The 20582-nt window shown below is 64.6% G+C and carries 19 protein-coding genes; 6 read left to right on the top strand and 13 right to left on the bottom strand.

Going from position 1 to position 20582, the window contains the following annotated elements:
- From QX126_RS09650 to QX126_RS09620, 7 genes are all read right to left on the bottom strand, one after another.
- The gene (locus tag QX126_RS09650; RefSeq protein WP_315780627.1) at positions 1-849 is read right to left on the bottom strand and encodes a carbohydrate ABC transporter permease; all 849 of its coding nucleotides are present in this window, start codon (positions 847-849) and stop codon (positions 1-3) included.
- Positions 842-1783, bottom strand: a complete 942-nt coding sequence (locus tag QX126_RS09645; protein ID WP_315780625.1) for a sugar ABC transporter permease — start codon at positions 1781-1783, stop codon at positions 842-844. The genes QX126_RS09650 and QX126_RS09645 overlap by 8 nt, the downstream gene beginning before the upstream one ends.
- A 1-nt stretch (position 1784) precedes the next feature.
- A complete protein-coding gene (locus tag QX126_RS09640) occupies positions 1785-3044 on the bottom strand; it encodes an extracellular solute-binding protein (protein WP_315780623.1) in 1260 nt (419 codons plus the stop codon).
- Between the two features lie 247 nt (positions 3045-3291).
- Entirely contained in the window at positions 3292-4518 is a 1227-nt protein-coding gene (locus QX126_RS09635) for a threonine ammonia-lyase (protein WP_315780622.1), read from the bottom strand.
- 117 nt (positions 4519-4635) lie between these two features.
- Entirely contained in the window at positions 4636-5628 is a 993-nt protein-coding gene (argC, locus tag QX126_RS09630) for an N-acetyl-gamma-glutamyl-phosphate reductase (protein WP_315780621.1), read from the bottom strand.
- Entirely contained in the window at positions 5625-6290 is a 666-nt protein-coding gene (locus tag QX126_RS09625) for an FMN-binding negative transcriptional regulator (protein ID WP_315780619.1), read from the bottom strand. Before QX126_RS09625 ends, argC begins: the two co-directional genes overlap by 4 nt.
- A gap of 250 nt (positions 6291-6540) precedes the next feature.
- Complete coding sequence (locus tag QX126_RS09620; protein WP_315737817.1) at positions 6541-7071, bottom strand: DedA family protein; 531 nt, start codon at positions 7069-7071, stop codon at positions 6541-6543.
- Between the two features lie 270 nt (positions 7072-7341).
- Here QX126_RS09620 and parE point away from each other — a divergent pair, with 270 nt between their 5' ends.
- From parE to QX126_RS09600, 4 genes are all read left to right on the top strand, one after another.
- Positions 7342-9405: a DNA topoisomerase IV subunit B gene (gene parE, locus QX126_RS09615; RefSeq protein WP_315780617.1), complete on the top strand. Its 2064-nt coding sequence runs from the start codon at positions 7342-7344 to the stop codon at positions 9403-9405.
- A 238-nt stretch (positions 9406-9643) separates the two neighbouring features.
- The gene (locus tag QX126_RS09610) at positions 9644-10420 is read left to right on the top strand and encodes an outer membrane beta-barrel protein (RefSeq protein ID WP_315751666.1); all 777 of its coding nucleotides are present in this window, start codon (positions 9644-9646) and stop codon (positions 10418-10420) included.
- A 202-nt stretch (positions 10421-10622) separates the two neighbouring features.
- Positions 10623-10808: a hypothetical protein gene (locus QX126_RS09605; RefSeq protein ID WP_315712631.1), complete on the top strand. Its 186-nt coding sequence runs from the start codon at positions 10623-10625 to the stop codon at positions 10806-10808.
- A gap of 28 nt (positions 10809-10836) precedes the next feature.
- Positions 10837-11604 carry a glucose 1-dehydrogenase gene (locus QX126_RS09600; protein WP_315780615.1) on the top strand — a complete coding sequence of 256 codons (768 nt, stop codon included), beginning with the start codon at positions 10837-10839 and terminating at the stop codon, positions 11602-11604.
- A gap of 8 nt (positions 11605-11612) precedes the next feature.
- On the opposite strand, the gene QX126_RS09595 is transcribed toward QX126_RS09600, so the two are convergent.
- Positions 11613-13112: a caspase family protein gene (locus tag QX126_RS09595; protein ID WP_315774659.1), complete on the bottom strand. Its 1500-nt coding sequence runs from the start codon at positions 13110-13112 to the stop codon at positions 11613-11615.
- A gap of 484 nt (positions 13113-13596) precedes the next feature.
- Between QX126_RS09595 and QX126_RS09590 the strand changes: the two genes are divergently transcribed.
- Together QX126_RS09590 and QX126_RS09585 are read left to right on the top strand one after the other, a co-directional pair.
- A complete protein-coding gene (locus tag QX126_RS09590) occupies positions 13597-15057 on the top strand; it encodes a DEAD/DEAH box helicase (RefSeq protein WP_315780613.1) in 1461 nt (486 codons plus the stop codon).
- 349 nt (positions 15058-15406) lie between these two features.
- Positions 15407-16474, top strand: coding sequence for a diguanylate cyclase (locus tag QX126_RS09585; protein WP_315737811.1), 1068 nt, complete (start codon positions 15407-15409; stop codon positions 16472-16474).
- Positions 16475-16507: 33 nt separating this feature from the next.
- On the opposite strand, the gene QX126_RS09580 is transcribed toward QX126_RS09585, so the two are convergent.
- The 5 genes from QX126_RS09580 to sufD all read right to left on the bottom strand — a co-directional run bounded on the left by QX126_RS09580 (position 16508) and on the right by sufD (position 20565).
- Positions 16508-17059, bottom strand: a complete 552-nt coding sequence (locus QX126_RS09580) for a TfoX/Sxy family protein (RefSeq protein WP_315737810.1) — start codon at positions 17057-17059, stop codon at positions 16508-16510.
- Positions 17060-17176: 117 nt separating this feature from the next.
- The gene (locus QX126_RS09575) at positions 17177-17578 is read right to left on the bottom strand and encodes an iron-sulfur cluster assembly accessory protein (RefSeq protein WP_315737809.1); all 402 of its coding nucleotides are present in this window, start codon (positions 17576-17578) and stop codon (positions 17177-17179) included.
- Positions 17579-17639: 61 nt separating this feature from the next.
- A complete protein-coding gene (locus QX126_RS09570) occupies positions 17640-18011 on the bottom strand; it encodes an SUF system Fe-S cluster assembly protein (RefSeq protein WP_315737808.1) in 372 nt (123 codons plus the stop codon).
- Positions 18008-19255 (bottom strand): cysteine desulfurase, encoded by a 1248-nt coding sequence (locus QX126_RS09565; RefSeq protein ID WP_315755584.1) that lies wholly within the window; start codon positions 19253-19255, stop codon positions 18008-18010. The genes QX126_RS09570 and QX126_RS09565 overlap by 4 nt, the downstream gene beginning before the upstream one ends.
- Positions 19252-20565 carry a Fe-S cluster assembly protein SufD gene (sufD, locus tag QX126_RS09560; RefSeq protein WP_315780611.1) on the bottom strand — a complete coding sequence of 438 codons (1314 nt, stop codon included), beginning with the start codon at positions 20563-20565 and terminating at the stop codon, positions 19252-19254. The genes QX126_RS09565 and sufD overlap by 4 nt, the downstream gene beginning before the upstream one ends.
- Positions 20566-20582: the final 17 nt, after the last annotated feature.

The following is a 20582-nucleotide window of genomic DNA, read 5'->3' as shown; positions in this document are numbered from 1 at the left end:
TCATCCCTTGACCGCGCCCGATGTCAGGCCAGCAACGATGTGCTTCTGCGCCAGGAGGAACAGAATGATGGTGGGCAGGATGGTCAGGGTGATGAAGGCGAGGATCAGGTGCCACTCGGACGAATACTCGCCCTGATAGACCATGATGCCGAGCGGCCATGGATACAGCGCATCGGTGTTGAGCATCACGAGCGGCAGCAGATAGGCGTTCCAGCTGTTGACGAAGGTGATGGTGCCGACCGTCGCCAGGATCGGGCGCGACAATGGCAACGTCACGTAGCGGAAGAATTTGATATAGCTGCAGCCGTCGACCAGCGCGGCCTCGAGCAGCTCGTAGGGGATGTCCTTGAAGAAGCGGCGCAGCAGCAGCACGCTCATGGCGAGGCTGAAGGCGACCTGCGGCAGCGCGACGCCGAAATAGGTGTCGAGCAGCCCGAGATCGCGCACCTTGATGAACAGCGGCAACACCGCGGTCGCCGCCGGAAACAGCAGGCCGAGCGTCAAATAGTTCAGCAGCATCGAGCTGCCGTAGAATCGGACATGGGCAAAGGTGAAGGCCGCCATCGAGGCGACGATAAGAGTCAGGACGACCGTCAGCGTCGAGATGATCAGCGAATTGCGCAGCAGCTGCCAGTAGCGCCCGGAGAACAGGATGTCGGCATAGTTCTGCCACTCCCAGTGCTGCGGCAGGCCGAACGGATTGACGCGCAGCTCCCCGAGCGACTTGAAGCCACCGAGCAGCGTCGCGAGCAGCGGCACCAGCACGAAGATGGCGACGATGGCGAGGAACGCTGCCTTGAACAGCACGGCAGGATCGAACGGCGCCCTGGTGGCCTCGGCACTATTCATCGCGCATGAACCATCGCTTGTAGGTGAAGGCAAAGGTCACGCAGATCACGAACAGGATGACGCCGATGGCGCTGCCGTAGCCGACCCGCATGCGGGAGATGCCGTTGTTGTAGAGAAAGCTCACCATCGTATTCGAGGAGTCGGCGGGCCCTCCGCGCGTCAGCGGCATGACCAGGTCGAACAGCTGCAGCGAGCCGACAATGGCGAAGAACACCGAGAGCCGGATCGTCGGATGGAGCAAGGGAATGACGACGTGGCGCAGGCTCTGCGACCGCGTCGCACCGTCGATCCGGGCGGCCTCGATCAGGCTCTTGTCGATGCTCTGGAGCGCGGCGATGAACAGCATCATGTGGAAGCCGAAATACTTCCAGACGATCACGATCAGCACTGCCAGCATCGCCGTGTCGGTCGAGGCCAGGAGATGCGGCGGGTCGGCGCCAAAGCTGCGCCAGATCGAGGCGACCAGGCCGTAATCGCCGTCATAGACGAAGCTGAAGATCAGCCCGGTCGCGATCTCGGCGAGGATATAGGGCATGAAGAACAGCATCCGCAGCGCCACTGCGCCGCGGAACCGCTCCGCAAGCATCAAGGCCAGCGTCAGCGCAAGCGGCAGCTGGACACAAAGCGAGACCGCGACGATCAGACCATTGTTGCGAAGCGCGAGCCAGAACGCCCGTGTCTCCAGCACGAAGCGATAATTGTCGAAGCCGATCCAATGGGTCGGCCTGCCGAACCCATTCCAGTTGAAGCCCGAGTACCAGGCGGCCTCGCCGATCGGCAGCACCACGAACAGCGTGAACAGCAGCAGCGCCGGCGGCAAGAACAGGATCAGGACGGTGAAGCGGCCGTCCCAGCTCGGGCCACGCACCGCGCGTGACGAGAGCGATGCCGGCGACACATCCATCGCCGGCGAGCCCGCGAATGGCCTTGCCACGTCAGTTGCCCTGCTTCCGCGCCGCCTCGATCGCCTTGGCGGCGTCCTGCGGGCTCATGCTGCCACCCGCGATCTCCGCGGAGACGTCGTTGACGACGCGACCGACCGAGGGGCCGAGGCTCTGGTCATAAAAGTTCTGGTGATAGTTCGATTTCGCCAGATTGGCGGCGATCAGCTTCATGAAGGAGTTGTTGAGGCCTGCCTCCGCGCCCTGCACCACCGGGATGACGAAATTCCCTGCCGCCAGCCGTGTCTGCACATCTTTCGAGATGAAGTACTTCAGGAAATCGACCGCTTCCTTCGGCGAGCCCTTGGTGACCAGCCAGCCGGTGATGCCGCCGAGCGTATCAGTCGGCGCGCCCTTGCCGCCGGCCACGGTGGGAAAATCGAACCAGCAGATCTTGTCCTCGCTCAACCCGACCTTATCGGCAGCGAGCGCGCGCTGGAGATTGTAGACCGAGCTGATCGCCAGCGTCATCGCCGCCTTGCCATCGCCGAAATAACCGACCGCCTGCGGATTCTTGAAGCCAAGAAAGCCGTTCTGGAACGGCTGCAAATCGACGAGCTGCTTGAACAGCTCGCCTGATTTGACGAAGGTGTCGCCGGCAAAGCCGCCATTCTCGCCACGCAGCGCCGCGTCGAATGCCGGCTTACCGCCGATCCGCACCGCAAGATGCGTCCAGTAGAAATGCAGCGGCCATTTGTCGGCGCCGCCGACCACGATCGGGGTCACGCCGGCCGCCTTCAACGTCTTCACGGCGCTCAGCAGATCGTTCCAGCTCTTGATCGCCGTGGGATCGACCTTCGCCTTGGCCATCAGCTCCTTGTTGCAGACGAAGCCGACCTGCGACAGCGAGATCGGCAAGCCGTAGACGTGGCCGCTGTCGGTGAATGCCGCGAGCGCCGCCGGAGTCACGCTGTCGCTGTAGCCTTTCACCTGCTCAGTGATGTCCTCGAGCACGCCAGCCTCGATCTGCGCCTTCAGGACACCGCCAGCCCAGCTGTAGATGATGTTCGGCCGGTCCTTGGATTGCAGGATAGTCGGCAGCTTGGCCTTGTAGGCCTCGTTCTCGAGGAACTGCATCTCGATCTTGACGCCCGGATGCGACGCCTCATAGGCGCGGGCCACCTCCTCCCAGATCTTCACCTGGGCCGGATTGACCTCGATATGCAGCCATTTCACGGTCGTATCGGCGCTCGCGGCGTTGGCCCAGAGCAGGCATGCGGCAGCGGCGAGTCCCAGCTTCGCGAGCAGTCTCATCAGAAATCCTCCCAACCGTCTTTTTTGTTGCGGTAATCCTGTCCTCATTTTTTGAGGTACGCAACTGAAATTCTGACCGAGCAAACCTCAAACGTGTTCGCATTTGCGAACAGCTTCACGAGCAGACAGAGAGATTGCTAATTGGGCTGAGCAAGAATCGGCGGGCAGCCGCACGCGCCTTTCGCCTGGAAAATGCGGAGCGGACGTCTGCCGCACCGCGAAGGATCTGCTGGAGATCGCCTGGCGCTCAGGTGCAGCGCGCCTTGAAATCGGCAGCCACCAGTTTTGCCATCACGTCGTTGAGATGCGCCTGGTCGCGCGTCTCGATCACCAGCTCCAGCAAGGTCGCCTTCGCCGGCAGGTCGGAGAACGTGCGCTGATGCGACACCTCGATGATGTTGGCGCCGGCATCGGCGAGCAGGGTCGAGACGGCAGCGAGCTGTCCGGGACGATCGACGATGTCGATCGACAGCTGCGTCAGCCGCCCCTCGCGCGCCAGCTCGCGGGTGAGGACCGAGGCGATCAGCCGGGTGTCGATGTTGCCGCCGCTCAGCACAAGCCCGACATTGCGTCCGGCAAACTGCGCGGGGTGCGCGAGCACGGCCGCGAGACCGGCGGCGCCGGCGCCTTCGACGACCGTCTTCTCGATCGAGATCAGGGTGGCAAGCGCCCGCTCGATCTGCGGTTCGGTGACGAGCAGGATGTCGTCGACGAGATGGCGGATGATCTCGGTCGTGATCCGGCCCGGCGATTTCACCGCGATGCCCTCGGCGAGCGTGTCGCCGCGCATCGGCAGCTGACTGCCGCGGATGGCGTTGTACATCGACGGATAGAGCTCGGCCTGAACGCCGACGATGCGCAAGCCCGGCTTGATCGCGCGCGCCGCGACCGCCATGCCGGAAATCAGCCCGCCGCCGCCGATCGGCACCACGAGCGTATCGAGCTCGGGGACCACCGCGAGCATCTCCAGCGCCACCGTGCCCTGCCCCGCGATGATCAGCGGATCGTCGTAAGGATGGATCATGGTCATGCCGTGAGCCGCGCCGTGCTCCCTGGCGAACGCGCCCGCCTCCTCCAAGGTGGCGCCGAAAATCACGACCTCGGCGCCGTGCCGCCTGGTGTTCTCCACCTTCACCATCGGCGTGCCCACCGGCATCACGATGGTCGCGGGAATCCCGAGACGCCGCGCGTTGTAGGCGACACCCTGCGCGTGGTTACCGGCCGACATCGCGATCACGCCGCGTTCGCGCTGCTCGGCGGACAGCGCATTCAGCCGGTTCAGCGCGCCGCGCTCCTTGAACGAGGACGTGAACTGCAGGTTCTCGAATTTCAGCCAGATGTTGCATCCGCAGATCTCGCCGAGCGTCCGGCTCTGGTTGCAGGCGGTCGCGAGTACGGCGCCGTGGATGGTCGCCGCGGCGGCTCGCACATCGCTCACGGTGACGGCCAGCGCATTCAGATCGGTGGGGGTCATGGGTCTGCCCATTCCTCAGCGTGCGTCGTTGCACAGCGCGGCCGGCGGAACGCCGGCCGTCGCATGATGTTGCCGATCGTGCCGGGCGCTTCCGCGACCGGATGATCCAGATCGATCTTAGCTGCCGAGATCGGGCAGCCCGAGCATCAGCCGCATGTTCTGCACGGCCGCGCCCGACGCGCCCTTGCCGAGATTGTCGAGCCGCGCCACCAGCACCGCCTGGTGATGCTTGTCGCTGGCGAAGACGTAGAGCTCGAGCTTGTTGGTCTCGTTGAGCGCCTCCGGCTCCAGCCGGCCGCTCTTGGCCGCCGCACCATCGAGCGGCATCACCGAGACGTATTGGCTGCCGGCATAGTGCTTCGCCAGGGCGGCCTGCAGGTCTGAGCCAGACGGCTTGCCCGGCAGCGTGTCGAGCTGCAGCGGCACGGAGACCAGCATGCCCTGCCGGTAGTTGCCGACCGAGGGAATGAAGATCGGCCGCCGGGTCAGCCGCGAATAGAGCTGCAATTCGGGCAGATGCTTGTGCTCGAGGCTGAGGCCGTACAGCTCGAAGTTCGGCGCGGTGCCATTCTCAAAGGCCGCGATCATCGTCTTGCCGCCGCCGGAATAGCCGCTCACCGCGTTCACCGTGACCGGATAGTCCTGCGGCATCAGTCCGGCATCGACCAGCGGCCGCAGCAGCGCGATGCCGCCGGTGGGATAACAGCCGGGATTGGAGACCTTGCGCGCATTCCGGATCTTGTCGGCCTGGTCGGCGGCCAGTTCGGGGAAGCCATAGGCCCAGTCCGGCGCGACCCGATACGCGGTCGACGCGTCCAGCACCTTCGGCGCGGCATTTCCCATGCCGTCGATCAGCGCCACCGTCTCCTTGGCCGCATCATCCGGCAGGCAGAGGATGACGAGATCGACCTCCGCCATCAGCGCCCGCTTGGCCGCTGGATCCTTGCGCTTGTCCTCGGCGATCGTCTTCACGACGATGTCCGGCTGGTGCCGGAGCCGCTCGGCGATTCCCAAGCCGGTCGTGCCCGAGCCGCCGTCGACGAACACGGCGCGCGCCGCAGCCCCGGAGGCGGTGTGAGCTTTCGGCAAGTTGCTATCGATCACGGTCATGACACGCTCCTTGAGGGGTGGGTTTCGCCGGCAAAGGCCTGGGGCCGCGCCTGCCGCATGAGAGACGATATCTGTTGCGAGCCGATGTCGGGCCGCTCGCCGAGCCGGGTTGCGACCGCCGCATAGTCGGCTTCGGACTTGTGCTGGTTGAGCTTGAAACTGCCTTCGACCTGGTCGATCGTCATCACGATGCCGACGATCGCCTTGCGCATCGCCTCAAGCCGGCCAGCGCTCATCTTGTCCGAGGTCCACGGCGTTTTCGGCAACAGCCTTTGCTCGAACTTGGCACTGACCGCATCCACCTGCTCTGCGAGTTCCGCCTCCGACAGGATGCGTGCCGGGCCGGTCAGATGTACTGCCTGATAAAGCCAGGTCGGCACCTGATCGGGCGAGACGTACCAGTCGGCCGACACATAGGCATCGGCGCCGTTGACGGCGAGCAGCCACGGCGTCGCGCCGTCGGCGAGCTTCGCCAGCGGATTGCCGCGGGCGACGTGGAAGAACGCCTGCGGCGTGCCGTCGTTGAGCGCCCCGAGATGAAACGGCACGGAGGACGCGATCGGCTTGGTGCCGTCCGACGCGCACACCGTGCCGAAGCCGCGCGCGTCTGCAAAGCCGAGGCTCGCGGCGCGATCGGGCTTGAAGGGTGGTGGCGTGTACATCGGAAACTCCTGCTGGACGAAGGAGCCGCCTGATCAATCGCGCTGCAAGGAGAAAGTCTGCCGCGGGATTCGGATCCGGCGGCAGGGGCTGTGATCTAGACGCAGATCATCGCCCGTACCGCGGGGGTACGACGGCGCATTTCGGCGATCATGTTGGTCGCTGCGTTGATCATGGGGGCAGGCCTATAAGGCCGCCGGGTTCCTGCGTCAAGCTCGCAAGTCGGCCCGGTTCCCGTTTTTAGGGCTGGCATCAGACCGCATGCCACAGCCATTCCATGATGCGCCCGATGATGTCGCCGAACAGCAGCAGCACCGCCGACCACACCAGCGCCGACACGAAGTTGGCGATCTGGAACACCATGTAGGGCATCTCGAAAATGCCCGCCGCCAGCGGCACCGATGCACGCAACGGGCCGAAGAACCGGCCGATGAAGATGCTCGGCACGCCCCAATCGCGCACGAAGGCCTCGCCGCGCGGAAGCATCTCTGGGTAGCGCGACAGTGGCCACATCTGGGCGACACGATCCTTGTAGCGGTAGCCGAACCAATAGGAGAGCCAGTCGCCGAGCGCGGCGCCGATGCCCCCGGCCAGCCATATCGGCCAGAAGCTGATCCCGGTGGCGCCGATCAGGGCGCCGATCGCGACCAGGGCGCCCCAGGCGGGAATCAGGAGTGAGACAAAGGCCAGGGACTCGCCAAAGGCAAGCAGCAGGACGATCGGAGCAGCCCAGGCCTGATGGTCGCGCACGAAGTCGGCAACCGCGCGGCCAAAATCTTCCATCTGCTCGACGCCTTTCTGCTCCGGGGCGCTTAAGTGCTTGAAGGCCTTCGCGGTTCCCTGGCGCAGACTGGTACGCCACCGAACCCGCCCACTTCAAGTCACAACAACCGGCTGAACCGCGTGAACAGCGTCGATCCGGCGATCGGAACCGGCCAAGACGTGGCGGGCCGGTGAACGTCGTTGTTTCCCGGGTCATTGTTTTATGCCGGTCCATGGCATAGTCAGGCCCAACGATTCGTTCCATCTTGCGCACACGCAACATCAGATTCCATGGGTAAGCCGTTGAAATCAGCTGCAAAAGCCAAGGCCAAGGGCGTCACGGACCCGTTGGCGGCGTTCGCCGCAAAGGGCAAGGCTCCGGCCAAGCCAACCGCCCGCTCGGCGGGTGCCGAGGGCGATTACACCGCCCGTGACATCGAGGTCCTCGAGGGCCTGGAGCCGGTGCGGCGCCGCCCCGGCATGTATATCGGCGGCACCGACGAGAAGGCGCTGCATCATCTGTTTGCCGAGGTCATCGACAACTCGATGGACGAGGCGCTGGCCGGCCATGCCACCTTCATCGAGGTCGAGCTCGATGCCGAAGGCTTCCTCACCGTGACCGACAACGGCCGCGGCATCCCCATCGATCCGCATCCGAAGTTTCCGAAGAAGTCGGCGCTCGAGATCATCATGTGCACCCTGCACGCGGGCGGCAAATTCGACTCCAAGGTCTACGAGACCTCGGGCGGCCTGCACGGCGTCGGCATCTCCGTGGTGAACGCGCTGTCGACCCGGCTCGAGGTCGAGGTTGCCCGCAACCAGAAGCTCTACCGCATGGTGTTCGAGCGAGGCCACCCGAAGGGCAAGCTCGAGGAGGTCGGCAAGGTCGCCAACCGGCGCGGCACACGGGTGCGTTTCCAACCCGACCCAACCATCTTCGGCGCCAAGGCGACGTTCAAGCCGCAGCGCCTGTTCAAGATGGCGCGCTCGAAGGCCTATCTGTTCGGCGGCGTCGAGATCCGCTGGAAGTGCGATCCGTCGCTGCTGAAGGGCATCGAGGACGTTCAGCCCGAGGCGACCTTCCACTTCCCCGGCGGCCTGAAGGACTATCTGGCCGCCGCGATCCATGCCGACACGCTGGTCCATCCGGATATCTTCGCCGGCAAGTCGGGCCGCACCGGTGGCCATGGCGGCTGCGAATGGGCGGTCGCCTGGACCGCGGACGCCGACGGATTCCTGTCCTCCTATTGCAACACGATTCCGACGCCCGACGGCGGCACGCACGAATCCGGCATCCGCAGCGCGCTGCTGCGTGGCCTGAAGGACCACGCCGAGCGCGTCGGCCAGGGCAAGCGCTCGGCCAACATCACCTCCGAGGACATCATGGCGGGCGCCGCCATCATGCTCTCGGTGTTCGTGCGCGAGCCGGAATTCCAGGGCCAGACCAAGGACCGCCTCGCCACCGCAGAGGCTCAGCGCATCGTCGAGCAGGCCGTCAAGGACCCGTTCGATCACTGGCTGTCCGGCAACCCGGTGCAGGCGAATCGCCTGCTCGACTTCGTCATCGAGCGCGCCGAGGAGCGTATCCGCCGCCGTCAGGAAAAGGAGACGGCGCGCAAGACCGCGACCAAGAAGCTGCGCCTGCCCGGCAAGCTCGCCGACTGCACCGACGCGGGCACCGAGGGCTCCGAGCTGTTCATTGTCGAGGGCGATTCGGCCGGCGGCAGCGCCAAGCAGGCGCGCGACCGCAAGAAGCAGGCGGTGCTGCCGCTGCGCGGCAAGATCCTCAACGTGGCCTCGGCCGGCAAGGACAAGCTGACCGCCAACGCCCAGCTCGCCGATCTCGTGATTGCGATCGGCGCCGGCACCGGCACGTCGTATCGCGAAGAGGATCTGCGCTACCAGCGCATCATCATCATGACCGACGCCGACGTCGACGGCGCCCACATCGCCTCGCTGCTGATCACCTTCTTCTACCGGCAGATGCGGCCGCTGATCGACGAAGGGCATCTCTACCTCGCCGTGCCGCCGCTCTACCGGCTCACCCATGGCAGCAAGACGTTCTACGCGCGCGACGATGCCCATCGGGACGAGCTCCTGAAGCGCGAGTTCAATGCCAACGCCAAGGTCGAGATCGGCCGCTTCAAAGGTCTCGGCGAGATGATGCCGGCCCAGCTCAAGGAAACCACCATGGATCCGGCCAAGCGCACCCTGCTGCGCGTGGTTCTGCTGGCCGAGGATCGCGACGGCACCGCCGACTCGGTCGAGCGGCTGATGGGGACCAAGGCAGAGGCCCGCTTCGCCTTCATTTCGGAAAAGGCCGAATTCGCCAGCGACGAGCTGCTCGACGTCTAGCTTTTGACCCGATTTCACGCCTCGATTGCAGGTTCCATTCGCTCGCCTGGGCCTGCTTTTCTCTTTCTGTTTCAGTTGTTTACAGAAAGCTAAGGCGTCCCGCACCGCACTTTCCCCTCCGGTGTGGTCAACCGGCAACAGCTTTTGGGCACCAATCGGCTATAGTTCGGGCACATCTGGCGAGGGAATCGCCGCCGCAACCCGGCACCTGCGACATGACGATCTTGGGGAATTGAATATGAAAAAGCTTTTGCTTGCTGCCACTGCGCTGGTTGCGATCACGGGTGCCGCTTCGGCTGCTGATCTGGCGGCTCGCCCCTATGTGAAGGCTCCGATGATGCCGGTGGCGCCGAGCTGGACCGGCTTCTACATCTTCGGTGGTGCCGGCGGCGGCATCTGGGATGCAGACTCGCACACCAACTTCAACGGCGTGCCGGTGACGATCGATCAGCGCGTCGGCGGCGACGGCTGGTTCGGCACCGTCGGCGCCGGCTACGACTGGCAGTTCAATCCGTCCTGGGTCTTCGGTGTGTTCGCCGATGGTCAGTTCGGCAGCATGCGCGGCACCGTGCAGGACCAGATTGCGCCGGCCCTCACTGGCCGCATCAAGATGCAGGATGCCTGGGCCGCGGGCGCTCGCATTGGCTATTTGGTTGCTCCGAATGTCCTGTCCTACGTCAACGCCGGCTACTCTGGTTCGCATTGGTCGGGCACTGGTCTGACCACCCTCACCGGTGCTGCCTCGGGCTTGCATACCGACTCGTTCAACCGGAACGGCTGGTTCGTCGGCGGCGGCGTCGAGAACAACCTGAACATCTTCGGCATCTCGGCGCCGGGCTGGTTCATGAAGACCGAATATCGCGCGGCCTATTACGACCGCAAGGACATTGCCGTCCGCTTCGATGGCACCAATGCTCTGAGCACGGACTCGGTCAGCTTCAAGCCGTGGGTGCAGACCATCAGCACCTCGCTGGTCTACCGCTTCAATTGGACCGGCCCGGTCGTCAAGTACTGAGCCGAACGCACTCGGTCTTTCAATAAGACTGCGAAAAGCCCCGGTTGAACCGGGGCTTTTTGTTTTTGGCTCGGATATTGGCGGCTGGAGCGGCTGGTCATCTGCCGCGCCGGCCGCTAGCCTCCTCGTCACAAAACTTCACAAAAAAGACGGCAGCAGCGTTTCCGATGCTGTGACGCGGTCGATGAGGGAGGAAGTGGCCATGCGGAAATTCCTGATGATCGGCGGCCTGCTTCTGCTCGCCATCGGCCTGCTCTGGGTCGGTCAGGGCACCGGGGTGGTGGCATGGCCGCGGACGAGCTTCATGATCAACCAGCTGCAGTGGGCAGGCTACGGCGTCGGCATGGGTGCGCTCGGCCTGGTGATGATCTGGCAGGGCACCTGCTGATCTCTGACCACAACAATGGAGACACTGCATGGCGGGCCGTTTCGACCTGAGGGGCAAGGTTGCGATCGTGACGGGCGGCAACGGCGGAATTGGCCTGGGGATGGCACGCGGGCTTGCCGATGCCGGCGCTGACATCGCCGTGGTCGCCCGCAACGAAGCCAAGTCGCAGGCGGCAGTTGCCGATCTGGCGGCGCGCGGCGTCAACGCCATCGCCGTCACGGCCGACGTCAGCAACAAGGACGACGTCACCGCCATGGTCGCGCGCGTGACCGGCGAGCTCGGTCGCATCGACATCCTCATCAACAATGCCGGCATGAGCATCCGCAAGCCGCCGCACGTGCTCGAACTGGAGGAGTGGCAGCAGGTGATCGACACCAATCTCACCAGCGCCTTCCTGTGCTCGAAGGCCGCCTACCCGGCCCTCAAGGCGAACGGCGGCGGCAAGATCATCAACATCGGCTCGATGCTGTCGATCTTCGGCGCCAGCTTCGCGCCGGCCTATGCAGCCAGCAAAGGCGGAATCGTGCAGTACACGCGCGCCTGTGCCTGCGCCTGGGCGCCCGACAACATCCAGGTGAACGCGATATTGCCGGGCTGGATCGACACCGACCTGACGCGCGCGGCGCGCAGCCAGATCGACGGCCTGCACGACCGCGTGCTGGCGCGCACGCCCGCGGCACGGTGGGGCGACATCGACGACTTCGCCGGCATCGCCACGTTTCTGAGCTCATCGGCCTCGGACTTCGTCACCGGCACAGCCATTCCCGTCGACGGCGGCTATTCGATCATGGCGTAGCCAAGGCCTCAGCGACGAAAGCTCTTGATCTCGGAAACGCTGCCGTCACGATAGGTCAACTCCACCGAGACGAACTTCGTCGCCGGCGGCAATTTCAAATAGGGCGTGGCGTTGGATGGAATCGCGATGGGATCGCGCATGTCACAGCCGGGCATGTTCAGGACCTTGTCCGGCACGGCCGTGTCGACGCCGATGCGGACCTCGCGGATCGCGCAGCGATACGACATCAGGTGCGTGTAGTAGACCAGGAGACCGTTGAACTCGCGGAACGACAGCCAGCTGGTCGCCGTCATGTCGAGGATCTTGCGCTGGTCACGCACCAGCGCGGCCTCCGGCTCGAACCGGATCGGGAACGGCCCCTGCATCTCGCCCGTCGCATCGACATAGCGGACCTGGATGGTGCCCGCGGGCGCATCCGCCGACAGCTGGATCGAAGGATTGGGCATGCGCTTGCGCGTGCGCGGATCGAGCACGTCCATGAAGCCGGTCTCGCGAAACTCCCCTGCCTCACCCATGCGCCAGGAAATACCGAGCGTCGGATCGGCGATCGAGAACGTGACGGTCCAGCCGCCATTGTGGCGCGAGAACATCGCAATCGGCGCGTTCAAGCTCTCGTTCGCCGGAGGGATGCGTGGCGCAGAGACGGGAGGCAGCGCCGCGAGCTTCGGCTGCGGCTCGGCCGGCTTGTCGGCCGCGGCCGGGCCCTTCGCCATGCCGTTGAGAAACACATCGTCGACCATCTGGTCGAAATAGACCGGAATCTGCTTGTGCCGCACGGTCTCGGCGAGTTCGCTGACCAGACGGCGGGTGCGCTGTGCGACCTGCACCAGATTGACGCCGGGCTGCGTCAGCTCCTTGGCGAAGGTGCGCGTGAACACCGAGTTCGGATTGGCGTCATCGTTGGAGAGCCGATCGAGCGCGGTCTGGCGCGGACCGGCCGAGAACACCGAGAATACGCCTTCGGGCAACTGCGTCATCGGGGCCAGGCCACCCCCGCCCGCCACCGCGCGGGTGCCCGAGCGCTCGAACGGATTGTTGCGGCAGGCGTCGAACACCAGGATCGAGGTGCGCGCCTTCTTGTTCTGCAGCCGCTCGATGACGCGGTCCGCGAGGATCGAGGCGTCGCGCACCAGCTCCTCCTGCCCTTCGGTCGCCGCCGGCACGTCGGTCGGCAGCAGGAAGTTCTGACCGGCAATCTCGAAGCCGTGGCCGGCATAGAAGAAGAACGCGGTGTCGCCCGGCTCGACGGCATTGTCGAACGCCAGCAGCGTCTGGCTGAACTGCTGGCGACTGAGATTCTCCGCGACCATGACATTGAAGCCGAGCTGCTTCAGCGTGTCGCCCATCGTGCGCGCGTCGTTGACGGCCTTCTGCAGCTTCGGAACGTAGCGGTAGTCGTTGTTGCCGATCACGAGCGCAACGCGCTTCTCGGCATGCGCGGCGGCCGGCGCCAGAACCACCGCCGCCATCGCCAGCCCGCACGCCAGCCACGTCCGCATCGATCTCATCGTCCGTCCCTGCCTTCATTGCGTGGGCTGCCGCCATCGATAGTCGGCGGCACGCCGCCACCGGTTCATCTCCGAGGCGCCCGCGGGCCGCTCCAACTCCCTGCCGAACACACGCCGCAATTCCGTCGACAATTCGACCAGAGCGCTTTCCGCCAACGGCCGGCCAGAGCTTCGGAGCAGCCGAATACGACAGCTCGACGACAGGTTGCCCGCAAATAATGCAAAAACATTAAGCTTTTTCGGTACTTCGTTCCCCTCTTCCATTGACTTTGCAGGATTCGCCCCTATCTTCCGCAGCAGCGCGGCCGGATCGCATCCGATTCCTGAGAGATTGACCGCGGGTCGGCGTTAGTCAGAAAACCCCCAGCTTCCTTAGAGCATGCCGTTTCGGGGTTGAGCGCGACCACAGCCTTTTACCCCTCGATTCCTAACGGCGGCGTCGAACAGAGGCCCCGTGCCTATCGGCGCGTGACATAGAGGCTCGATGTCTTTTTCCAATCTCGGCTTGTCCGACAAGGTGTTGGCTGCAGTTGCGGCCACCGGTTACACCACCCCCACGCCCATTCAGGAACAAGCGATTCCTCACGTCCTGGCGCGCCGCGACGTGCTCGGCATCGCCCAGACCGGCACCGGCAAGACCGCCGCGTTCGTCCTGCCGATGCTCACGATCCTCGAGAAGGGCCGCGCCCGCGCACGAATGCCGCGCACCCTGATCCTGGAGCCGACCCGCGAGCTGGCCGCCCAGGTCAAGGAGAATTTCGATCGCTATGGTGCCGGGCAGAAGCTCAATGTCGCGCTCCTCATCGGCGGCGTCTCCTTCGGCGACCAGGACGCCAAGCTGACCCGCGGGGTCGACGTGCTGATCGCCACGCCGGGCCGCCTGCTCGACCATACCGAGCGCGGCGGATTGCTGCTCACCGGGGTCGAGCTCCTGGTCATCGACGAAGCCGATCGCATGCTCGACATGGGCTTCATCCCGGACATCGAGCGCATCTGCAAGCTCGTCCCCTTCACCCGCCAGACGCTGTTCTTCACAGCAACCATGCCGCCGGAAATCCGGCGCATCACCGAAGCCTTCCTGCACAACCCGCAGAAGGTCGAGGTCTCCAAGCCGGCCACGACCGCCGTCACCGTGACCCAGTTGCAGGTCCCATCCGGACGCGAGGCGCATCAGAAGCGCGAGGTGCTGCGCAGGCTGTTGCGGAACGCCAAGGATCTCAACAACGCGATCATCTTCTGCAACCGCAAGCGCGACGTCGCCATCGTTCACAAGTCGCTGCAGAAGCACGGCTTCAGTGTTGGCGCCCTGCACGGCGACATGGACCAGTCGGCCCGCACGGCCGCGCTCGATCAATTCCGCAAGGGTGAACTGCCCTTGCTCGTCGCCTCCGACGTCGCCGCACGCGGCCTCGACATTCCGGAAGTCAGCCACGTCTTCAATTTCGACGTGCCGCATCATTCCGACGACTACGTTCACCGCATCGGCCGCACCGGCCGTGCCGGACGGACCGGCACCGCAATCTCGATCGTGGCCCCGGCCGACCAGAAGTCGATGGTCGCCATCGAGAAGCTGATCGGACAGGGCATTCCGACGATCGAGGGCGACTACGAGGTGCAGGAATCCTCGGGCGACGAGGACACGCGTGAGCGCCGTCCGCGTGACGCCGCGCGTCGCGGCAGCCGCGGCAAGGCGCGGGAGCGCGATGCGGCCCCTCGCGAGCGTGATGCAGCCCCGCGCGAGCGTGAGCCGCGGGCGGCAGCGCCGCGCGCCGCACAGGCAAATTCTCCTCGGCCTGCCGCGCCGAGCGCTCGCAAGGAACAGCCTCGTAACGAACAGCCTCGCAATGAAGCGCGGCGGCCGCGGCGCGACCTCGACAACGAGCCCGCTGATCACTCACATCTGCCGGCGTTCCTGCTTCGCCCGGTGAGGGCACCGCTTCCCTGAGCAAGCAAGATTCCGGGCTGTTCCAAATGTGGTCGCCCGGAACGTCGCGTCCGCAAAAAGATCAGCTGCCGCTTCCGTCAGACATGAGACTTAAGTCGACGACAGCGCTGGAGCTATCAGCGAGGCGCACACCCGAGCGAACAGCTCCAGCCCGCTTCAGCAAGTTCCCAGAAGCATCCTATGTAGCTCATTGAACATATGAGGTGCCTTTCCCGTATGCGTGGCTTGGGTGTATCCGGGATACTACGGCCGTATTTACCCCTGGTTCACAAACGTCCTTTAGCTTGGCCGGCATTGTTTATTTCATTGCTGTGACGACGGCGACGCGGGCGATTGGGGAGAACCTGTGGTGGTCAATGCGCTTGACGAACACGAACGCACGATAGGCTTCGCCGAAGTCGCGCTCAGCCAGATCAGAACGCTTCGCCATTCGGCCAATCCGCGCAATTACGAGGTCTGGTACGTCTACGCGACGGGCTACAACGCACCGCTGAACGAGATCATCAACGAGACGCTGTCGCGCAACGGCAAGCTGTCGCAGTCCGATCTCGATCAGCTGTACGACTCCTACCTCGCGCAGCTCAAGACGTCGGATCGCATCGACAAGGTCGGCGCGCGCGTCGTCGGCGAGATCGACGACCTGGTGAACATGCTCACCGATGCTCTCGGCAGAACGGCGAGCTACGATGCGAGCCTCGCGGGCGCCGATCAGCGGCTCGCGTCGGCGACCAGCCGCGAGCAATTGGTGGACATCATCGAGGCGCTCACCGATTCGACCAGGCAGATGCGCGAGACCAACCGGATCCTCGAAGAGCGGTTGACGCTGTCGAAGGACGAGATCAGCGGGCTGCAGCATAGCCTGGAGGTGATCCGGGCCGAGAGCCTGACCGATCCGCTCACCGGCCTCGGCAATCGCAAATATTTCGACCGGATGATCGAAACGACGGTGCAATCGGGGCTCGCGACCCAACAGCCGCTGTCGCTGCTGATGTTCGACATCGACCATTTCAAGTCCTTCAACGATTCCTACGGACATCTCACCGGAGACCAGGTGCTGCGCCTGGTCGGGATGACCCTGAAGCACGCCATCAAGGGGCAGGACATCGCGGCGCGCTACGGCGGCGAGGAATTCGCCGTCGTGCTGCCGAACACCTCGCTGCAGCACGCGCTGACCGTCGCCGATCACATCCGCCGCGCCGTGACGGCGAAGGAGCTGAAGAAGAAGTCGACCGGGGAGATCCTGGGACGTGTGACGATCTCGGTCGGCGTGTCGCTGCTGCGGGCCGGCGACGATACCGATACGCTGATCGAACGCGCCGACGCCTGCCTCTATGCCGCCAAACGCAACGGGCGCAACAAGGTGGTGTGCGAGAACGATCCCGAATACGCGACGACGACGCGAGGTCGGGTGGCCTGACTGGACGGTGCCGGCGTTGCCCCGGCAGCAGCATCAACGCGTCCGCGATGATGGCGTGCGGGATTTCTGTCGGCCCGACGCTGCTGTCGCACTGCGCGTCTTGCGACCTGCCGCGGGCGCTTTGCGGATCGTCTTGGCGACCTTCCGCGTCTTGGCCGGCTTGGCCGTTTTCGCCGCTGGCTTGGTCGCACCGGGCTGCACCCCGCCACGTGCCGGACCCTGCTCGCGCCCGCGGCGAGATGCCGCCCGCTTCCTGGTCTGCTTGCTCAGGGCCGCTCTTTGCGCCGCTGCAAACGCATCTCTGGCCCATATCGCGAACTCGTCGGAGTCGTCGAACAGATGCGCCGGCACTTGCCAATACGAGCGCACCGTCATGGTCCGCGCGCGGGTCTCGTAGGAGAACGGCTTGGATCCGGCCTCCTCGAACCTGGCAAAGCTGGTTTCATCAGCACGGAGATAAAGGCCGCTGCGCAGCGCAAGCGCGAAGTTGATGCCGTCGGCGGAGATGCCGAAGCCGGAGAACATCCGCCGGATCGTGACCGGACCGAAACCGGCGAACAGATCGATCAGGAATTCGCGGTCCATCGCACCAGCTCTCGCCAACGCCCCAGTTGCCCGCCTGGAGTTTTCGGTCGAGAGGGTGGCGCGTGTCAATGTCCGGAACGCGACAGCTCCGGTGCCGCCCTGGCTGAAAGCGGACGATCAGACCTCGGCCGGCTTGAGCTGAACCGACTCGCCGCAGCCGCAGGCGCTGATCTGGTTCGGATTGTTGAACACGAACTGCGCCTGCATCTTGTCGGCCTGATAGTCCATCTCGGTGCCGAGCAGGAACAGCACGGCCTTGGGATCGACCAGGATCTTGACGCCCTTGTCCTCGACGACCTCGTCGGTCGGCCGGATATCATGGGCATATTCGACCGTGTAGGACTGACCGGCGCAGCCGCCATTCTTGACACCGACACGCAATCCGATGATCTCGGACTCGGCGCGATCAGTGAGCTCACGGATGCGCCTGGCCGCCGCATCGGTGAGCCGCATCACCTGCGGACGGGGCCGCGGCTTGGGCTTGGCAACAGGCGCTGTCGAATTCGTCGTGCTGGTCATGGCGTCATCCCGGCGGGGTATGTGATCCGCCCTTACTATTCAAACTTCGTGCCCGCTCGTCTCACCACATGTTCAGGACGAGCCGGGCCTCGTCGCTCATCCGGTCCGGCGTCCATTGCGGCTCCCAGACGATGCTCACATTGACCACGCCGACCCCCGGAACGCTGGCGATCGCGTTTTCCACCATGGTCGGCAACTCGCCGGCCGCCGGGCAGTTCGGCGTCGTCAGCGTCATCAGGACGTCGACGCTGCGATCGTCCTTGATGTCGACCTTGTAGATCAGGCCGAGTTCGTAGATGTCGGCCGGGATCTCCGGATCGAACACCGTCTTCAGCGCCGCGATGATCTCGGTGGAGAGCCGCTCGGTCTCCTCCGGCGGCAGCGCCGAATGGGTTTCGACAGTCTGAGTTTTGACGTCGGCCGTGTCGGTCATGCAAACAATTCCCGCGCCTTGATCAATGCCTGTGCAAGCTGATCGACCTCTTCCCTCGTATTGTACATGCCAAACGAGGCCCTGCAGGTCGCCGTGACGTTGAATCTCTCCAAAAGCGGCATCACGCAGTGCGTGCCCGCGCGCACCGCGACGCCCTGGCGATCGATCACGGTCGCGATGTCGTGCGCGTGCGCGCCCTTCATCTCGAACGAGATGACCGGGCCCTTGCCCTTGGCGGTGCCGATCAGCCGCAGCGAATTGATCTCGCGCAGCCGATCCTGGGCATAGGTGAGCAGGTCGTGCTCGTGCGCGGCGATGCGCTCCTTGCCGACCGAATTGACGTAATCGATCGCGGCGCCCAGCCCGACCGCCTCGACGATCATCGGGGTGCCGGCCTCGAATTTGTGCGGCGGATCGCCATAAGTGACCCAGTCGCGCGCGACCTCGCGGATCATCTCACCGCCGCCATTGTAGGGGCGCATGGCAACGAGGTGGTCGTACTTGGCGTAGAGCACGCCGATGCCGGTCGGCCCGTACAGCTTGTGGCCGGTGAAGACATAGAAGTCGCAATCGATGTCCTGGACATCGATTGCGAGGTGCACGGCGGCCTGGCTGCCGTCGACCAGCACAGGGATGCCGCGCGCATGCGCTGATCGCACGACCTCCTTCACCGGAACCAACGTGCCCAGCATGTTCGACATCTGCGTGATCGCGACCAGCTTGGTCCTGTCCGTCAGCAGCTTCTCGAACTCGTCGATCAGGAAGTTGCCGTCATCGTCGACCGGAGCCCACTTGATCACGGCGCCCTGGCGCTCGCGCAAGAAGTGCCACGGCACGATGTTGGAATGGTGCTCCATGATCGAGAGCACGATCTCGTCGCCTTCACCGATGTTCGGTCCGCCCCAGGAGGATGCGACGAGGTTGATCGCCTCGGTCGCGTTGCGGGTGAAGATGATCTCTTCACTGCGCCGCGCGTTGAGGAAGCGCGTGACACGCTCGCGGCCGCCCTCATAAGCTTCGGTCGCGGCATTGGCGAGATAATGCAGGCCGCGATGCACGTTGGCGTATTCGCTGGTGTAGGCCTGCGTCATGCGGTCGAGCACGGCGCGCGGCTTCTGCGCCGACGCCGCATTGTCGAGATAGACGAGCGGCTTGCCGTAGACCTGCAGCGCCAGCGCCGGAAAATCTTCGCGGATGCGGGCGACGTCGTAGGAGCCGTTTGAGACAGCGGGATGCGTGCTCATGCGCGCGCCTCCATCCAGTCCTGGGCGGCGGCGATGACGCGCTCGCGCAGGCCATCATCCTCGATCGCCTCGATCGCCTCACCGACGAAGGCCTGGATCAGCAGCGCCTGCGCCTGCTTCTCGGGCAGGCCGCGGGCGCGCAGATAGAACAGCAGGCTTTCGTCGAGCGCGCCGGCAGTGGCGCCGTGGCCGCAGGAGACGTCGTCGGCGAAGATCTCGAGCTCCGGCTTGCTGTCGGCCTCGGCCTCGTCGGACAGCAGCAGCGCCCGCGTCATCATCTTGCCGTCGGTCTGCTGCGCGTCGGGGCGCACGATGATCCGGCCCTGGAATACCGAGTGGGCACGATCGTCGAGCACGGCCCGGAAGTTCTCGCGGCTGGTGCAGCCGGGCACCGCGTGATCGACCACCAGCGTCAGGTCGCCATGCTGCTTGTCGCGCAGCAGGTTGACACCGTTGATGATCAGCTCGCTGCCTTCGCCCTTGAGAGTAATGAAGCCCTGCAGACGACTGACGGCGCCGCCTGTTGTCATGTTGAAGAGATTGAGTTTCGACCGCGCACCGACCTCGTACTTGGCTGAAGTGATGTTAACGGCGTCCCTGGCATCGCGCATCAGGCGAATGGTGGACAGCGCAGCGTCATCACCGAGGGAGACGACCACGGCGTCATTGGCCTGATAGCCTGAGGCACCATCGGCTGCGATCGCGCTTTCGATCAAAGTCGCCTGCGCGCCGTTCCCTACCGAAAGATGCGAGCGGCTGGCACGCGATGCTTGCGATGCTGTCGCGATGTGAATGATCTGCAGCGGGTTCGAGAGCTTTGCACCATCCGCCACGGAGATCAGGACACCATCGGTCGCAAGCGCCCCGTTCAAGATGACCATGGCATCGTTGACGGTCGTTTCCAGCAGCCGCTCGCTGCCGGCGCTTTGCAGCGCCTCGCGCAGCGTGTGAACCTTGACACCATCCTCGGAGGCCGAAATATCCGAGAGCTCCGCCACGAACACGCCGTCGACCAGCACCAGCTTCCGAGCACCGTCGACGGCAACAGAAGCCAGCACGGCTTTGGCCCGCGCCAGCGCCGCCGCGTCCGGCGCGCCTGCCAGCGGCAGCACCTCGCGCATCAGCACACGAAGATCGGTGTACTTCCATTCCTCGATACGACGGTGCGGCAGGCCGGTACGCTCGAAAGCCGCGAAGGCTTCGCGCCGGATATCCGCGACCTTGCCGACGCCGGGCAGCCGGCCCTGGACGGCAGCAAAGACGCTGCTCGCCACGGTGCCGCTGTCGTTCTTGACCAAAGCTACGTTCATCACAGATCCATTCACGC

The sequence above is a fragment of the Bradyrhizobium sp. SZCCHNPS1003 genome (genome assembly GCF_032381555.1).
In the GTDB taxonomy this organism is placed as follows: Bacteria; Pseudomonadota; Alphaproteobacteria; order Rhizobiales; family Xanthobacteraceae; genus Bradyrhizobium.
This window is presented reverse-complemented; position numbering and strand designations above follow the sequence as displayed.

Excerpts from the sequence above, each read along its gene's own strand:
- QX126_RS09600 (WP_315780615.1), top strand. The coding sequence starts at position 10,837 with ATGGCGGGCCGTTTCGACCTGAGGGGCAAGGTTGCGATCGTGACGGGC.
- QX126_RS09605 (WP_315712631.1), top strand. The coding sequence starts at position 10,623 with ATGCGGAAATTCCTGATGATCGGCGGCCTGCTTCTGCTCGCCATCGGC.
- QX126_RS09575 (WP_315737809.1), bottom strand. The coding sequence starts at position 17,578 with ATGACCAGCACGACGAATTCGACAGCGCCTGTTGCCAAGCCCAAGCCG.
- sufD (WP_315780611.1), bottom strand. The coding sequence starts at position 20,565 with ATGAACGTAGCTTTGGTCAAGAACGACAGCGGCACCGTGGCGAGCAGC.
- QX126_RS09580 (WP_315737810.1), bottom strand. The coding sequence starts at position 17,059 with ATGGACCGCGAATTCCTGATCGATCTGTTCGCCGGTTTCGGTCCGGTC.
- QX126_RS09595 (WP_315774659.1), bottom strand. The coding sequence starts at position 13,112 with ATGAGATCGATGCGGACGTGGCTGGCGTGCGGGCTGGCGATGGCGGCG.
- QX126_RS09620 (WP_315737817.1), bottom strand. The coding sequence starts at position 7,071 with ATGGAAGATTTTGGCCGCGCGGTTGCCGACTTCGTGCGCGACCATCAG.
- QX126_RS09570 (WP_315737808.1), bottom strand. The coding sequence starts at position 18,011 with ATGACCGACACGGCCGACGTCAAAACTCAGACTGTCGAAACCCATTCG.
- QX126_RS09650 (WP_315780627.1), bottom strand. The coding sequence starts at position 849 with ATGAATAGTGCCGAGGCCACCAGGGCGCCGTTCGATCCTGCCGTGCTG.
- QX126_RS09640 (WP_315780623.1), bottom strand. The coding sequence starts at position 3,044 with ATGAGACTGCTCGCGAAGCTGGGACTCGCCGCTGCCGCATGCCTGCTC.
- parE (WP_315780617.1), top strand. The coding sequence starts at position 7,342 with ATGGGTAAGCCGTTGAAATCAGCTGCAAAAGCCAAGGCCAAGGGCGTC.
- QX126_RS09625 (WP_315780619.1), bottom strand. The coding sequence starts at position 6,290 with ATGTACACGCCACCACCCTTCAAGCCCGATCGCGCCGCGAGCCTCGGC.
- QX126_RS09565 (WP_315755584.1), bottom strand. The coding sequence starts at position 19,255 with ATGAGCACGCATCCCGCTGTCTCAAACGGCTCCTACGACGTCGCCCGC.
- argC (WP_315780621.1), bottom strand. The coding sequence starts at position 5,628 with ATGACCGTGATCGATAGCAACTTGCCGAAAGCTCACACCGCCTCCGGG.
- QX126_RS09635 (WP_315780622.1), bottom strand. The coding sequence starts at position 4,518 with ATGACCCCCACCGATCTGAATGCGCTGGCCGTCACCGTGAGCGATGTG.
- QX126_RS09610 (WP_315751666.1), top strand. The coding sequence starts at position 9,644 with ATGAAAAAGCTTTTGCTTGCTGCCACTGCGCTGGTTGCGATCACGGGT.
- QX126_RS09590 (WP_315780613.1), top strand. The coding sequence starts at position 13,597 with ATGTCTTTTTCCAATCTCGGCTTGTCCGACAAGGTGTTGGCTGCAGTT.